This window comes from Halorussus lipolyticus (genome assembly GCF_029338375.1).
Classification (GTDB): Archaea; Halobacteriota; Halobacteria; order Halobacteriales; family Haladaptataceae; genus Halorussus; species Halorussus lipolyticus.
Genome location: NZ_CP119804.1, coordinates 1,764,627 through 1,780,010, shown reverse-complemented (window position 1 = coordinate 1,780,010; position 15,384 = coordinate 1,764,627). Strand labels below are relative to the sequence as shown.

12 protein-coding genes are annotated in these 15,384 nt (G+C 64.6%); 7 read left to right on the top strand and 5 right to left on the bottom strand.

Annotation, left to right across the window (positions count from 1 at the left end):
• Positions 1-200: 200 nt before the first annotated feature.
• The 4 genes from P2T57_RS09060 to P2T57_RS09045 all read right to left on the bottom strand — a co-directional run bounded on the left by P2T57_RS09060 (position 201) and on the right by P2T57_RS09045 (position 4,835).
• The gene (locus P2T57_RS09060; RefSeq protein WP_276298870.1) at positions 201-1,238 is read right to left on the bottom strand and encodes a restriction endonuclease; all 1,038 of its coding nucleotides are present in this window, start codon (positions 1,236-1,238) and stop codon (positions 201-203) included.
• Positions 1,239-1,342: 104 nt separating this feature from the next.
• The gene (locus tag P2T57_RS09055; RefSeq protein ID WP_276298869.1) at positions 1,343-2,815 is read right to left on the bottom strand and encodes a BGTF surface domain-containing protein; all 1,473 of its coding nucleotides are present in this window, start codon (positions 2,813-2,815) and stop codon (positions 1,343-1,345) included.
• An 82-nt stretch (positions 2,816-2,897) separates the two neighbouring features.
• Positions 2,898-4,139, bottom strand: a complete 1,242-nt coding sequence (locus P2T57_RS09050; RefSeq protein WP_276298868.1) for an RNA-guided endonuclease InsQ/TnpB family protein — start codon at positions 4,137-4,139, stop codon at positions 2,898-2,900.
• 144 nt (positions 4,140-4,283) lie between these two features.
• Complete coding sequence (locus P2T57_RS09045) at positions 4,284-4,835, bottom strand: J domain-containing protein (protein ID WP_276298867.1); 552 nt, start codon at positions 4,833-4,835, stop codon at positions 4,284-4,286.
• Between the two features lie 253 nt (positions 4,836-5,088).
• Between P2T57_RS09045 and P2T57_RS09040 the strand changes: the two genes are divergently transcribed.
• From P2T57_RS09040 to P2T57_RS09010, 7 genes are all read left to right on the top strand, one after another.
• The gene (locus P2T57_RS09040; RefSeq protein WP_276298866.1) at positions 5,089-6,876 is read left to right on the top strand and encodes a DUF255 domain-containing protein; all 1,788 of its coding nucleotides are present in this window, start codon (positions 5,089-5,091) and stop codon (positions 6,874-6,876) included.
• Positions 6,877-7,103: 227 nt separating this feature from the next.
• Positions 7,104-7,913, top strand: a complete 810-nt coding sequence (locus P2T57_RS09035; protein ID WP_276298865.1) for a TrmB family transcriptional regulator — start codon at positions 7,104-7,106, stop codon at positions 7,911-7,913.
• Between the two features lie 166 nt (positions 7,914-8,079).
• Complete coding sequence (locus tag P2T57_RS09030) at positions 8,080-9,624, top strand: TrkH family potassium uptake protein (protein WP_420028487.1); 1,545 nt, start codon at positions 8,080-8,082, stop codon at positions 9,622-9,624.
• A 216-nt stretch (positions 9,625-9,840) separates the two neighbouring features.
• Positions 9,841-10,515 (top strand): hypothetical protein, encoded by a 675-nt coding sequence (locus P2T57_RS09025; RefSeq protein ID WP_276298863.1) that lies wholly within the window; start codon positions 9,841-9,843, stop codon positions 10,513-10,515.
• A 68-nt stretch (positions 10,516-10,583) separates the two neighbouring features.
• Positions 10,584-11,405, top strand: a complete 822-nt coding sequence (locus P2T57_RS09020) for a hypothetical protein (protein WP_276298862.1) — start codon at positions 10,584-10,586, stop codon at positions 11,403-11,405.
• A 291-nt stretch (positions 11,406-11,696) separates the two neighbouring features.
• Positions 11,697-13,040, top strand: coding sequence for a Trk system potassium transporter TrkA (trkA, locus tag P2T57_RS09015; RefSeq protein WP_276298861.1), 1,344 nt, complete (start codon positions 11,697-11,699; stop codon positions 13,038-13,040).
• Positions 13,041-13,055: 15 nt separating this feature from the next.
• Positions 13,056-14,597 (top strand): TrkH family potassium uptake protein, encoded by a 1,542-nt coding sequence (locus tag P2T57_RS09010; protein ID WP_276298860.1) that lies wholly within the window; start codon positions 13,056-13,058, stop codon positions 14,595-14,597.
• A 30-nt stretch (positions 14,598-14,627) separates the two neighbouring features.
• Here the strand turns inward: P2T57_RS09010 and P2T57_RS09005 are convergent, their stop codons facing one another.
• A complete protein-coding gene (locus P2T57_RS09005; RefSeq protein ID WP_276298859.1) occupies positions 14,628-15,284 on the bottom strand; it encodes a helix-turn-helix domain-containing protein in 657 nt (218 codons plus the stop codon).
• Between the last annotated feature and the right edge of the window lie 100 nt (positions 15,285-15,384).

Here is a 15,384-nt window from a genome sequence, read left to right as displayed (position 1 = left end):
GATTAGGTCGGAGCAAAGAAAAGCCTTGCCCGGCTTCAAACGCCCACGTTTCCCCACCGTCGCGCCTCGTGCCCCCCGATTCGGGCCGACCGATTGCCCGAATCTGACGCCAGCCAACAATTATAGAGGAGTCTCTGAGACAACTACACATATGTTTAGCAATCAAAAATGTCCTCGATTCGAGCGTCGAACGCGCCGACCTACCGCTGTGTCACGTTGACCGCGATGGCCGGGTCGTGCGTGAACTCGACGGCGACGGGCGGTTCGCTCGCGTTCTGTTCGTAGACGAGCGTCCCGCTCGTTCCCTTCGGGACCGCGAAGACCGTCCACCCGACGTATCGCTGACCCGACGAGATGGGGAAGTCCACGAAGCCGTCGTGGTCGGTCAGCGGTTGGTAGCCGTAGGTCCGGTTCTCGGTCCGGAGTTTGAAGTTCGCCTGTTTGACCGTCACCGTCCCGTTGCCGGTGTTGTTGATGGACATCCTGACGAGGACGAACTGTTCGCCTCGCGGCGCGCCGTAGTATTTGGTGTCGCTCTCGTTCGGGTCGATTTCGTCGGTCACGCGGGCGTTCCAACTCACGCTGAGTGTCGTGGTGCTGTTGGCCGGAGCGGCCGACTCGGCGGCGATAGGTGCGCCGCCACCGCCGCCGCCGAGGAGAGGAATCGAGGGGCCGACCAGCACGCCCGCGCCGAGGACTGCGACCAGCACGACGACGGCGAGGAGGGGTTTGGTCGGGATTTTTCCGGCGGACGGAAGATTGGTGTCGCCGAGCGCGTCCGAGACCTTCGCGGAGACCTGCTGGCCGATTTGCTTCGCTTGGTCTACCGGCGAGTCGCCGCCGCCGCCGCCGCCCGAACCGCCACCGGCGTACTCCTCGGCGAGGTCGGTCCATCCCTTCTGTTTCAGGATTTTGGCGACGCCCTCGCCGTCCAAGAGTTCGACGGGCGACCCCTGCGCGACCTTCTTGGCGTGGTCCGAGAGGACTCCCGCGGTGACGATTGCCGACTCGTCCACCTCGTACTGTTGGCAGAGTTTGGCGAACTGCTGGACTTCCTTCCCGCCGACCTCCTCGTCGCCGGGACGCGCCCAGAGCAGGCCCTCCTCGCCGGACTGGGGACGCTGGACTGCGACGAACGTCCGCCCGTCGTCCTGCTTGACCTGTGTCTGCCAGCCCTGACGCTCCCAGAGGGCCGCAACGAACTGACCGAATTCGGACTGGTCCATTCCCTGTAGCATGGTTTCACCGCGGGGGAACCGTGTTCGGGTTCATATCCTCAGTCCCCGTATAAAAAACATCGGACCCTTCTCGCGGGACGGAGGTCGGACGCCATCGGGACCGGCTACCGCCGTCTGGCGGCCAACAGCACTGCCGCCAGCACCGCGAGGAGACTCGTCACCGGGCCGAATCCCGGCACGCTCGGCACGAGGCCCCCGCCCTTGTCGCCGCCGGTGGCGTTCGCGCTCCCGTTCTTGCTCGCCTGCTGAGTCAGCGGTTTCCGCGTCTCGCCCATCCCGACTTGCGTGAGACCCACAGCGGTCGTTTCGGTGGTCGTCGTCCGCGTCGTCGTGGTCCGGTTCTCCGGTTCGGCGTCCTCGGTCGTCGTCGTGTTCGGCGTCCGGGTCGTCGTCGGTTTGGTCTCGGCCTTCACCTGTCCCGGAATCGCCCGCTTCTGGTCCGGAAGCCGAATCTCGAACTCCCGGCCGGGTTCGATGTCCCGGAAGTCGAACGCGACTGCGAAGGTCCGGTTGGGCGAGACGGTGACGGTCTGTGACATGTGGAAGGGCGGCAGGTCGGCGTCTCGCGCCGAGATGTTGATGGTCGAACCCGGAGTCAGCGTCGTGGTGCCCCGAATCGTGGTCTTGTCCTCCACGACCAGTGGCCCGTTGCGGGGGCCCTCGATGTCAACCCGGCGGGGCGCGATGCGGAGCGTGGTCGAGACGTTCTGTTTCTCGTCGGCGAGGTCGCTCCCCTCCGGAATCGTGAACTCGACTCGATACCGGTCGCCGGCCTCGATTCTGTGCGCGCCGGTGTCCACCGCGAGGTAGAACCCTTCGGTGTTTCCGTCGAGGAACACGCGCTGTATCGACGCCCCGGTGAACTGGTTGCCCCGGCCGTTCATCGGCGGGTTCGTCTGCTCGAAATCGACGCGCATCGTTCCGCCGTCGCCGTCGAGTTTCGCCTTCGAGAGCGCGCCCTTGACGCCGGTGGCGTTGACGTAGACCAGCGCCCAGTCCCCGCGGGCGACCGACCCGTTCCACGGCGGGACAGTCGCCGACCGCATGTCACCGGCCGTCTTGAACTCCGCCACGTCGGTCTTCGCCGGCGCGATGCGAGCGGTCACGTCGTTGGTCGCGCGCTCCTCGACGACCAGCGCGCCCACGTCCTTCTCTTGGTCCTTTACCGTGACGTTCATCTGATACTGGGCCGGTTCCAGCGGCGCGTCTATCGAGGGGGTTCGGAGTTGGCGACCCTTGACAGAGCCACTGGCGGCCCACACCATCTCCTCGAGCCCGTAGCGATTCGATTGGCCCGCCTTGAACGTGTTGAGTCGGAGCGTCGTCTTCCCGCCGCTGACCTGCACTTGAAGCCAGAAGTTGGTGTTCGGCGACCCGAGGTTCACCGTCGCTGGCTTGTTCGTATTGACGGTGATGTTCGCCACGTCGCCGGTCTGCTCGTAGACGGTACTCTTGGCGAACGAACCGCTGGCCGCGGCAGTCGTCGCCGTGCCGACGGCGACCCACGGGACGACCGTCGCTGTGAGGAGGGCGACTGCGACCGCGACGACGCCGAACTGGGGAGGTCTCGGTGACATGGCGGGGTGAAAGTTAGCGAGGTGTTATAACCCATCCGTATTGAATGTTACCACACGCACGGTGGCGCGGGGACTCCTGCTCTCACGAGGGCAGGCTTCCTGTTTCGACGACGTGACTTGCAGACACACGCTGGAAATCAGCGGTGTCCGTAGCGGTCACAGTCTCCACAGGCGTTGATTCGGGCCATCCCAGCCCTAATTCAGAAAAACCGCGTTGCAGGACGTTCATCGCTGCGTTCGCGTCCCTCTCTGTCTCAAACTCACATGCCGGACAGGAGTGTTCCCGAACCCAAATGGGCTTTGCCGTCTCCACACCACACTTCGCGCACTCCTTCGTCGTTCCACGGGCTTCGACTTGTACGACGTGGGTCCCGTACAGGTCGCCTTTGTATTCGAGGAGGGTGATGAATTGACGCCACGCCGCATCCTGCTTGTTCCGCGCATTCCTATCTCCTTGAAGCATTCCAACAACGTTGAGGTCTTCCACGAAGACGGCGTCGTACTTCTTGGCGAGCCACGTCGTCAGCTTGTGCTGGTAATCCAGCACCTTCCGACGAATCTTCCGCTTGACTTTGGCGACCGTCTCGCGTTGCTTCTCATAGTTCCGACTCCCATGGTCTTTCCGCGATAGCTTGCGTTGCTCGCGGCGCAGACGCTCGTATTCGTCTTCAAGGTTGAGCCTATCCACCGTCTTGCCGTCAGACGTGTGGATGTAGTTGAGGATTCCGAGGTCGATACCGACGCTGTTGCTTGCATCAAGCGAGACCACGTCGGGTTTTGCGGGAGTGTGTTCCTCGTCGGTTTCGAGACTGAGCGTGACGAACCATTCACCGGTTCGCTCTTTCTTGAACGTTGCTTCCTTGATAGTGGCGTGGTCGGGAATCGGTCGGGAGTACCGGATTTTGACCCAGCCGACCTTACTGAAGCGCACGTACGCATACTTGTCGTGGCCCCTCTTTTCATCGAGGTCGAAACCGGACTGATTGTACGTGACGCTTCGGTAGTCGCTAGGTGCTTGCCGTTTGAGCCAACCGACGTTGTGCCCATTGGTCTTGAGTTTTTTCAGGGAACTCAGATTCCGGTGGAATCGTGCAACGGTGGCTTGTGCGGCCTTCGAGTGGAGTTCACTAAATACCGGCCACTGTTGCTTCCACTCGGGAAGTTTGTTGTTCTGGTCGTACTCAGACGGTTTGTCGTCCTCTGGGCTGTTCTCGTAGTCCCAGCGGACGTGGTTGTAGAGTTGGCGATGAGCGTCTAGTTGGTGTTTCAGTCGCTCCGCTACCTCGCCGCTTGGGTACGCGTAGTAGCGGTGACTGTATTCCATCGCTGTCCCTTGATTAGTGATGTGTTCACTTAATTATTCATCATCGAGTGTCGGCTTTATCCCCGAACTGTCGTGGTCGGTATATTTAAAAATATGTTCAAATAAGATTGGTGATGGTCTGCCCCGGCGCGCGATTGCACCGCCTCAGTTGCGCTCGTCCAGCACTTCGTAGGCCTCCTTCACGCGCTTGAACTCGTCTTCGTCGCCGGACTCCCGGTCGGGGTGGACCGACTTGACCTTCTGGCGATAGGCCCGGCGGACCTCCTCGGCGTCGGCGTCGGTGTCGAGGCCGAGGACGCGGTAGGCCTCGGCGGGGGTCGGGCCGGAGTTTTGCACCGTGCGAGCGCCGCCTGCTCGGGCACCGCTGGCCCGTGCGCCGTCGGTCCTCGCCCCGCCCGCTCTGGCGCGGCGCTGTCGGGCCTCTCGGCCGAATCTGCTCTCGGAGAACGAGTCGCGCGCGCTGGCACCGAAGCCGCCGGCCTCGCCGTCTGGCCGGCGATAGCTCCCTGCGCGCCCGGATTCGACGCGCTCGCGGAGTCGCCCGCTGGCCTGATACCAGATGAGATAGGCGGCCGCGCCGAACGGAACCGCGATGGCCAGCAGGGCGGGGCTGTAGACGAACGCCAGCACGAATTCGAGGGTGGCGATGCCCGCGAGGACCGCCGCGAGTCCGAACAGGAGCCGGTCTTGCTGCACGCTCGGGTCTTAGGCGCGCGTGATTGTAAGCGTCCCGCTGAAGGCAGTGGTTCGCGTTTTTGGGTTCACAGTTATAATTTAATGTACGGCGCGTGCGTGTAACCGATAACCGGGAGAATCGGCGTGATTGCGGTTTCGAAGACCCTCGGACTCGGAACCGCAGGAGCAGACGGGGCCGCAGTCGGGAAACAGTCGTTCCCTCGCGCGTTTCGACATAGCAAGACCCATCCCGACCCGCCACCAACCCCGGCACATGAACGACAGCGCCGAGGAGACCAAAGTCGAGTGGCGCGAGTGGGGCGACGAGGCCTTCGCCGAGGCCCGAGACGCCGACAAACCGGTCCTTCTCTCGCTCTCCGCGGAGTGGTGTTCGTGGTGTCACGAGATGGACCGCGAGGCCTACAGCAACCCGATGGTGGCCGCGAACGTCAACGACTCGTTCGTCCCGGTCCGGGTGGACATCGACCGCCAGCCCCGAGTTCGGGAGCGGTACAACATGGGCGGGTTCCCGTCGAACGTCTTCTGCACGCCCGACGGCGACCTGCTGACGGGTTCGACCTACCTCGGCATCGACGGGATGCGCCAAGTCGTCCAGCGCGTCCGGGACCTCTGGACCCACAAGGGCGAGGACGCCGCCCGAATCCCCCGAAGCCTGCGCGAGGACCCACCAGCAGGGGAGCTATCGCCCGAAATCGAGCGCCTCGTCGCGGGCCAGTTGGGCGACAAGTTCGACGAGAGCTACGGCGGGTGGGGCGACAGCGAGAAGTTCCCTCTGCCCCGGACCGTCGAGTTCGCGCTGAAGCGAGAGCGCGAGCAGGGACTGGCCACCCTCTCGGCGGTGAGCCAGCACCTCTACGACGACTACGACGGCGGGTTCTTCCGGTTCGCCGAGGGCAGAGACTGGTCCGACGCCCACCACGAGAAACTCCTCTCGACCAACGCCGCGCTGGTTCGGGCGTTCGCCAACGCCTACCTCTACACCGGCGACGAGACCTATCGTAATCCGGCCGAGCGCACCATCGAGTACCTGACCACGACGCTCTGGAACGGTGAGGCCTTCGCCGGAAGCCAAGCGCCGGGCGACTCGCCGGACCTGCCCGACGGCGGCGACGGGGCCACCATCGGCGAGGACATCAGCCTCGGCGAGGAGGTCGGCGACGACGACGCCGCGGACGAATCTGCCGAGAGCGACGGCGAACCGCCCTACTATGCCCTCGAACCGGCCGACCGCGAGGCCGCCGACGCGCCCGCGGTGGACCCGACCGCGTTCGCCGACTGGAACGCGATGGCCGCCGACGCCCTGCTCACCTTCTCGGCCTACACCGACGACGACCGCGCCCGCCAGTACGCCGAGCGCGCGCTGGACTACGTGCTGTCGGAGTTAGTCGAGGAGGGCGAGATTACGCACTTCGACGCCGAGGAGTTCGGCGACGAGGACGAGACCAGCGAGTCCGGTCTGCTGGCCGACCACGCCCACCTGTTGGGTGCGCTCACGACCGCCCGGCAGGTCACGGGCGACGAGAAATATCTGGACGCCGCCCGCGAAGTCGCCGACTACGCGCTGGCGAATCTGCGCGACGACGGCGCGGACGAATCGGGGGCCTTTGTTGACGGTCCTCGGGAGGGACCGGGCCTCCTCGACCGACCGCTCCGACCGCTGGACCACAACGCCGAAATCGCCGACGCGCTCGTGGACCTCGCCGTCATGACCGGCGACGACGAGTACCGCGAGGCCGCCGCGGACGCTATCGCGGCGTTCGCCGACGCCGCCGACCGCCTCGGCGTGCAGGTCGCGGCCTACGCCACCGCCGCGGCGCGACTCTGCCGGGACCCCCTTGTCATCGAAGTCGCCGACGAGGCGGGGTCGGACCTCCACCGCGCGGGGATGCGGGTCGCCGACCACGAGAAGGTCGTCCTGCCGGGCGTCTCGGGCGCTGAGTACGACGAGGGTGCGGCCTACGTCGTGGTCGATGGGGAACGGAGTGGGCCGGTCTCCTCGCCCGAGGAGTTGAGCGAGCGCGTGGCCGAGTTGACCGAGTAGCGAACTCGAAGACGACGAACAGTCATTTTTCGTTCGTTTCAGAACACGGACCGCGACTACACAGACAACTAAGCAATTCTTTAGAAAATAATAATCTTTACGTTATATGTGTATTTATCGTCTTATCTCTCGAACGCGCCCGTCCATCGCCCCGCCCTCACCGACTTTCCACTCTTTCAACAACAAACCAGCCGAGAGTTTATGAGGTGGGAGCGTCTGGCCCCAATATGGCGAGTTTACGAGACCTCGGCCTCTCTGAGTACGAGGCGAGAGCGTACCGGTCCCTGTTGGACGCCGGGCCGACAACGGCCAAAGAGTTGTCGCGGGCGAGCGACGTGCCGATGGGTCGCATTTACGACGTACTGAGCAGTCTGGAGACACACAACCTCGCGCGTTCCCAGAGCGCGAGTCGGCCCAAGAAGTACGTCGCGGTCGAACCCGAGACGGCGCTGAATCGTCTGCTGGACGACAAACTCGAAGAACTGGAGGAGCAAGCCGACCAGTACGAGGCCATCGTGGAGGACCTCACCGACGAACTCGACGCGGGCGACCCGGTAGAGGAGGGCTTCTGGACCGCCGCGGTCGGTCCCGAGGACTCGACGGACCTGCTGGTCGAGCGCCTCGACGCGGCCGACGACCAAATCGTGATGGTCGCGGGCGGGTCGTCGGCCCAGTTCGACATCGGCGACGTGGGCGACTTGGTGGCTCAGCACCTCGAAGCCGCCTTAGACCGGGGTGTCGAGGTCTCCCTGCTCCTCTCGCCGGACGTGGTGGAGACGCTCCCGCCGAGCGTGGGCGAACGCTACGCTGAGACGTTCGCCGACCACCCCAGATTCGCGGTGCGGACCGCCGAGGGTCTGCGAGGGACGTTCAACCTCATCGACGACGTGGAGGTCTGTATCGAGGTGGCCAACCCCCTCAATCCGGACGAGGCCTTCGCCATGATAGACATGAAAGACCCCGAGTTCGCGGCGGGCGTTCGGGAAACGTTCGCGCCGCGGTGGGAGCGCGCCGAACCGCTGTCGTTCGAGGAGTAGGGACTCGATTTCCGAGGGGTTTGCACGGCAGGTGGTTGGCCGGGCGACGCACGTGGCGAGTAGGCGTCGCCGGACACTGCGAGAATCGAGAGCCAAACTCCTTATTACCGAGCCAAATAAGATGTGATTGATGGGTTTCGACCTTCTAGAAACATCGAGTGGACTCTTGCACTCGAATTTCGGGGAGTACATCGGCTACAAATCGAGTCTCGCGCTCGTCGGAACGACGCTCAAGTATTTGTCGATAACGTTACTTCTCCCGGTCGTCGTCGCGCTCTACTACGGCGAGAACGTGGTACCGTTTCTGGTCACGTCGGGGGTGATGGTCGGACTCGGGGTGGCCCTCGAACGGCTCCAACACGAACCGGACTTGGGCCACCGCGAGGCCTTCCTGTTCGTCAGCCTCACGTGGTTGGTCGTCCCGCTCGTCGGAATGCTCCCGTATCTCATCGCGGGCGAGGGAACGGTCGCCCACCCGGTCAACGCGCTGTTCGAGAGCATGAGCGGGTTCACGACCACCGGTTCGACCGTCCTCGGGGAAATCTCGTTCGACCGCCACTCCCGGTCGATACTCATGTGGCGGCAGTTGACCCAGTGGCTCGGCGGCATGGGGATACTCGTCCTGATGGTCGCCATCCTCCCCGAACTCTCAGTCGGCGGTGCCCAAGTCATCAGAGAGGAGTCTCCCGGCCTCTCCATCGACAAGCTTACGCCCCGGATTCAGGACACGGCCCGCGCGCTGTGGGGAATCTACGCCGTCTTCACGCTCGCCGCCGTGTTGGTGTACTACGGGCTTCACCTGTGGGGCGTCGCGCCGAACATGGACTTCTACAACGCGGTGGCCCACGCGCTGACCACCCTCCCGACCGGCGGATTCTCGCCCGAGGGTCGAAGCGTCGAGGCGTTCTCCCCGGCGATTCAGTGGGCGGTCATCCTCTTCATGGTCGTCGCGGGGACGAACTTCGCGCTGTTCTGGTACGTCTCGAAGGGCGAACTCCGACGCCTGACCGACAACGTGGAGTTCCGGACGTATCTCCTCGTGATGGCCGTCGTGAGCGGCCTCTTTTCGATACTGCTGTTCTCGGGCGTCGGTCTCGCGGAAGTACCGACGAATATCGCTCCGCTCGCTGGCGCGCTCGAAAACTCGGTCCGGCAGGCGGTGTTCCAGACCGTCGCCATCGTCACGACCACCGGGTACGCGAGCATGGACTTCAACACGTGGGACCAATCGGCCCAACTCGCGCTCCTGTTCGCAATGTTCCTCGGCGGGTCGGCCGGTTCGGCCGCCGGGTCCATCAAGATAATTCGCTGGTATCTCGTCCGCAAGGCGATGTCCCGCGAGGTGTTCACGTCGATTCACCCCGAGGCGGTTCGCCCAATCCGGGTGGCCGACGACGTGGCCGACGACGATTTGGTGAGTAGCGTCTTGGTGTTCGTGATGATTTTCATCTCCATCTTCGCCCTCTCGTCGGTACTCATCTACCTCGACAGCCTCCGCATCGGTCTCGACATCTCGGCCATCGAATCGGTGAGCGCGTCGATTGCGACCCTCGGCAACGTCGGGCCGGGCGTCGGCATCGTCGGTCCCATGAACAACTTCAACCGATTTTCGGGGCCGGCGAAACTCTACATGGTATTTCTGATGTGGATCGGTCGATTAGAGATTCTCTCGGTCCTCGTCGTCCTCTCGCCCTCCTACTGGCGGCGGTGAATCGCCGGAGGACGGTCGCTACACCTGCGAAAGGATGTTCGGGCCGGTCCCGGCGCGGTCGGGCGTCGGGGGCTTCCATCCGGCGTTGATTTCGGAAACGCGACGTTTCTCGATTGAATCTGGGTTAATCCAGTGACAAGACGGCCAAATCTGGGTTGACGAGCGTCCGGGTTCAAACGGTCGGCGGGCGTCAGGGTCAACCGGGGTGGGAAACCAATGAACGACTCACAGCGAGACGGAGAACAGACGAGCGAAGAATCCACCGAGGGACGCATCGACCGACGCTCGGTGCTGAAAGGGACCGCTGTCGCGGGCCTCGCCGGAGCGGGACTCGCCGGGACTGCGAGCGCCGCGGGCGAGAACGAAATCACGTTCTGCGCAGTCGGGAGCGAGACGTTCAGTTACGAGGTCAGCGTGACCGGCGAGGTGATGCGGGGCGGCACCTACGAGAGCGACAGTTACGACGAAATCCTCAGCGAAAGCTCCGCCAGAGGAGCGGTCTCTGAGGGGCGGTGCGACAGTTGGCTGTTCACCGGCGACCCGGAGAGTCTGGAACTCGACGGGCCGGGCAAGGTGTTCGTCAACGGCGAATTGTTCCGGGACACGACGAGCGGCGGCGACACCGGCGGCGGCCAACTCCCGAACAGAATCCGCATCGAGGCCAAAGGCGAGCGCGTCGCCTACAAGTTCCGGGTCTCCGGACGGGTCGAGAAGGGTGCCCAAGCCGGGACGCTCGGCGTGGACGTAATCGACGGCAACGTCGTGCGGGGCAAGGTCGGCGGGTCGATAGGCGGCAACCCGGACCCGGTGGACGACTACCGGTACTCGGGGTCGCTGGCGTTCGACAGCGCCGACGGGCCGCTGAAGGTGACCCTCGACATCGACGGCTAGTCGTGGGCCTCCTCGCAGTGGGCGATTCGGGCCGTAAGCATAAGCGGGCGGAGGTCGTGTCAGATACCATGAATCGGGAGCGACGGGCGGTCTTGAAAGGCATCGGCGCGCTGGTCGCGGGGGCGGCCGGGGGTGGAACGGCGGCCGGGAACAGCGGTGCGGTCGGTGATGGTCGCAGGAAGGGCGGTGCGGTCGGGAGCAACGCCGAGGAGACTCCTCGCGGGGCGACGAACCAGCAGGTGGACACGTCGCTCTCGCCGGGAGTCACCCTGTTCGACCTCAACGACGACGGCGAGTACGCCGCGCGAGTCGAGTCCGCGCCCGACGAGGTGCGCGACGACGCGCATCCCGACCCGATTCACGTCACCTCCGACGGGAACTCGACGGTCGATTACGCGGCGTCGATAGCCGCGCCAGACGCCGAGACGACGCTGGGCGGGTTGACCGACCTCACCTACGACTACTACGCGGGACCGGACGACACGGGCATCGCGCCCGACCAGACGTTCGTGGTGGTCGAGAACGATGACGGTCGCCACGGGATGTATCTGACAGTCGGCGCGGGCGGGAGCGCCGAACGGTGGACCACCTTCGACGTGCTGTCCCGGATGACCGGCAGTGGGTCGGGCCAGTGGTTCGAGTACACCGCCATCGAGGAGGACTACGACGGCGAGACCTTCGGAAACGTGGTCGAGCGGTTCGGCGACGACGCGCTCCTCGTGCGGGTCGGCGTCGGTCACGGCGACGCGGTGAACCCCGTCGTCCTCGACCTGTTCTACGACAACCTCGTCGTGAACGGGAGCGCCAACCGGTTCCCGACTTCGGTGGCCAAGCGCGTCTCGAACGCGCAGGCGTCGTCGCTCGTCTCCTCGAACGCGCCCCCGTTCTGAATCGCCGCTCCTCGGCGGTCGTGTGACGCCCGCGGCCGCCGTCGTTAGCTATATAATTATTTCTTTCTGAATTGTAATTATATTCTTGGCAATCATTTTTGTTTCTCTGTGTCGCCGAGGACCGACTCTCCACGCCGAGGACCGACCGACTGTCCTCACGAGCCAACCGCGACCAGCGGTGGTGCGGCGTCCGCTCGCCACCGGACCGGTCGAATCGCCGTCGCGGGCACGAAAGGAAATAGTCATACCGCGGGCCTCGCAAAAGTCGCCAAGAATGAGGGAGGATTACTGATGCGCGTTATCATTATCGGCGCAGGTGAGGTCGGCTCCTCCATCGCCTCCAGCCTCGCGGACAGTCACGAGGTCGTGGTCGTGGACGTGGACGGCGAACGAGTGGACGCCCTGACCTACTCCGAGGACGTGCTGGCCATCCAAGGCGACGGAACTTCGATTGCGACGCTTCGGGAGGCCGGCATCGACGACGCCGACATGATAATCGCCAGCACCGACGAAGACGAGACGAATCTGGTGGCCTGCGGCACCGCCAAGACCGTGGACGACCCGTTCACCATCGCGCGGGTCAAAAACGTCGATTACCTCGAAACGTGGCAACACGCCGAGGACCAGCGGGCCTTCGGCGTGGACTTCATGGTCTGTTCGAATCTGCTGACCGCCCAAGACATCGTTCGGGTCATCGGCCTGCCCGCCGCGCGGGACGTAGACCCCTTCGCGGGCGGCGCGGTCCAGATGGCCGAGTTCGAGGTCGGCGACGAGAGTCCGGTCGCCGACCAGACCGTGAGCGAGGCCGACCGCTTCGACTCGCTGACGTTCGCGGCGCTCCTGCGTAACGGTGACGTGGAGATTCCTCGCGGAAACACCCGCATCCGGGCCGGCGACAGGGTGGTCGTCATCGGGAGTCCCGGAAGCGTCCAAGAGTTCGCCCGCGAACTCGCGCCGAACCAGACGCCCTCCAACAACGAGGACTTGGTTATCATCGGCGGGAGCGAAATCGGCTACCACACCGCCCGTCTGCTGGAGGAGCGCGGTCTCCACCCCCGACTCATCGAGCAGGACCACGACCGGGCCCGAGAGTTGGCCGAGGAGTTGCCCAACACCGTGGTCATGGAGAACGATGCGACCGACGCCGAGTTCCTCGCCAGAGAACACGTGGACGAGGCCGACGCCGTGGTCGCCGCGCTCGAAAGCGACGAGAAGAACCTGCTGGTCTCGGTGCTGGCCAAGCAACTCGGCGCGCACCGGACTGTCGCAATCGTCGAGACCACCGAGTACGTCAGCCTGTTCGAGACGGTCGGCGTGGACGTGGGCGTCAACCCCCGCGAGGTCACCGCCGAGGAGATTACGCGGTTCACCCGCGAACTCCACACCGAGAACGTCGCGCTCATCGAGAACGACAAGGCCGAGGTCCTCGAAGTCGAGGTAGACGGCGACTCGGCGCTCGTGGGCCGACCCATCCGGGAGGCAGTCGCCGACATGCCCGAGGGGTTCGTAGTCGGCGCGATTACCAGAAACGAGGAGTTCGTGGTGCCGCGGGGTGACACGGTTATCCAAACCGGGGACCACGTGGTCGTCTTCGTGGAGGGAGACGTGCTGGAAGAAGTGACTTCGCAGTTATGATGGGTTTATAATAGGATGGCTCAGTCGATGCTGAACTTGCGGGTGGACTGGCGAGCGAGTTGCAGTCTGGTCGGTACGGTCGTCAAGTGGCTAGCGGTGGCGATGGTCTTCCCGCTCGTCCTCGCCATCTTCTACGGCGACGGCGTAACCACCTTCCTCGCGTCGATGGCGCTCGCCGTCGCGGTCGGGTGGAGCCTCGAACAGTTGGACGACGACCCGGACCTCGGGGCGCGCGAGGGGTTCCTGATGGTCGCGCTGACGTGGCTCGGCGTCTCGATAATCGGGGCCGCGCCCTACGTCATCGCGGGCGAGGGAACGGTCGCCCACCCGGTCAACGCGCTGTTCGAGACGATGAGCGGGTTCACGACGACCGGAGCGACCGTGATGGCAAACATCGGCTTCGAGGACCACTCTCGGGCGCTGATGATGTGGCGTCAGCAGACCCAGTGGCTCGGTGGGATGGGCATCGTCGTCCTCGCAGTCGCCATCCTGCCCGAACTCTCGGTGGGTGGTGCGCAACTGATGGACGCCGAGGCCCCCGGTCCCGGCATCCAGAAGCTCACGCCCCGCATCGCCGAGACGGCCCGCGCGCTCTGGAAGGCGTATCTGGGCATCACCGCGCTCGAAATGGGCCTGCTGTTCTCGCTCCACCTCGTCGGCCTCGCGCCGAACATGACCCTCTACCAGTCGGTGGCCCACGGGTTCACCACGATGGCGACCGGCGGGTTCTCCCCGGCGGCGAGGAGCATCGAGGCGTTCTCGGCCGCAGTCCAGTGGCTGATAATCCCGTTCATGGTGGCGGCGGGGACCAACTTCGCGCTGTTCTGGCACGCGCTGAACGGCGAACTCGAAGTCTTCGGCGAGGACCACGAGTTCCGCTTCTACGTCGGCGTGCTGGCGGTGTTCTCGGGCCTCCTCGCGCTCCTGCTGTTCGTCGGCGGAACGGCCGAGTCCGCTGTCGTCGGTCCCGTCGCCGGGAATCTGGAGAAGGCGGCGCGCCACGCGGTGTTTCAGGTGGCCTCGCTCGTGACGACCACGGGGTACGCCAGCATGGACTTCAACACGTGGGGCACTCCGGCCCAGTACGTGCTGTTCATGGCGCTGTTCATCGGCGGGTCGGCGGGTTCGACCGGCGGTGCCGTCAAAATCGTGCGGTGGCTGGTCATCCTCAAGTCCCTCAAGCGCGAGTTGTTCACCACGGTCCACCCCGAGGCGGTCCGCCCGGTTCGACTCGGCGGCCGGTCGCTGGACGAGCGCGCGGTCCGGGGCATCTACGCCTTCACCCTGCTGTACTTCGTCATCTTCTTCGTGGCAGGCCTGCTGGTGTACCTCGACGCGGCCCGCACCGGGACGAGCATCGTCGCGCTCGACGCGATGAGCGCGGTGGCCGCGACCCTCGGCAACGTGGGTCCGGGCTTCGGCATGGTCGGGCCGATGAACAACTACCTGCCTTTCCCGTGGACCTCGAAACTGTTCATGGTATTCCTGATGTGGATCGGCCGGTTGGAGATTCTGCCGGTGTTGGTCCTGCTGACCCCGGCCTACTGGCAGTCCTGAACAGTCGAAAAAACCCCGCAGTCTCACTTTTCACTCGTCGCTGGTCTTGCCGAGGTAGTCGCCGACCAGCAGTTCGTGGCCCCGGCGCAGGCGCTCGGAGACGGCCTGCCGGGAGATGTCGAGTCGCTCGCCGACCGTCCGGAGGTCCACGTCTCGCGGGACGCTGTAGTAGCCGAGTTCGAAGGCGGTCGAGAGCGCCTTGCGTTGCTTGTCGGTCACGCCGGTCTGGGCAGACGGGGCGTCGTTCGACCCGTAGAGTCGGGTGACGGTCGCCTCGTACCGCTTGGAGAACTCGTCGTCGAAGACGTCGGCGATGTTCCCCCGGTCGGCGAACCGGAGTTGGAAGTTCCAGACGCCATCGCCAGCGGTGGCGCGCAGAATCACGCCGCCGCGCTCGGCGATGGCGTCGGTGAACTCGCAGATGGCGCTCTCGAATCTGACCTCGAAAAGTTCGCCGTCGTCGTTCTCGCCGAGTTTCCGGGACTCGACCACCGACGGGTCGGTCCCGAGGAGTTTCTCGGCGCGGTCGTCCTCGACCCCGGAGACCCACACGTACTCTCGGGGCTGGCCGTTCCCGCCGACGGTGCGCTCCATTCGGACCGTGGTCTCGGGTTCGCGCTCGAAGGTCTCCGCCAGCGCCAGCGTCGATGCCGGGACCGCGACTTCGAAGGTAGTCGCTACGCCCATGATTGCTCGAAAACCGTTGCGCGACGACTCGTCGTCACCGCAGTCGCGTCTCGTCTCTCGGATTCCATCCTACCTCTACTTGATAAAATGTCGGTATAAG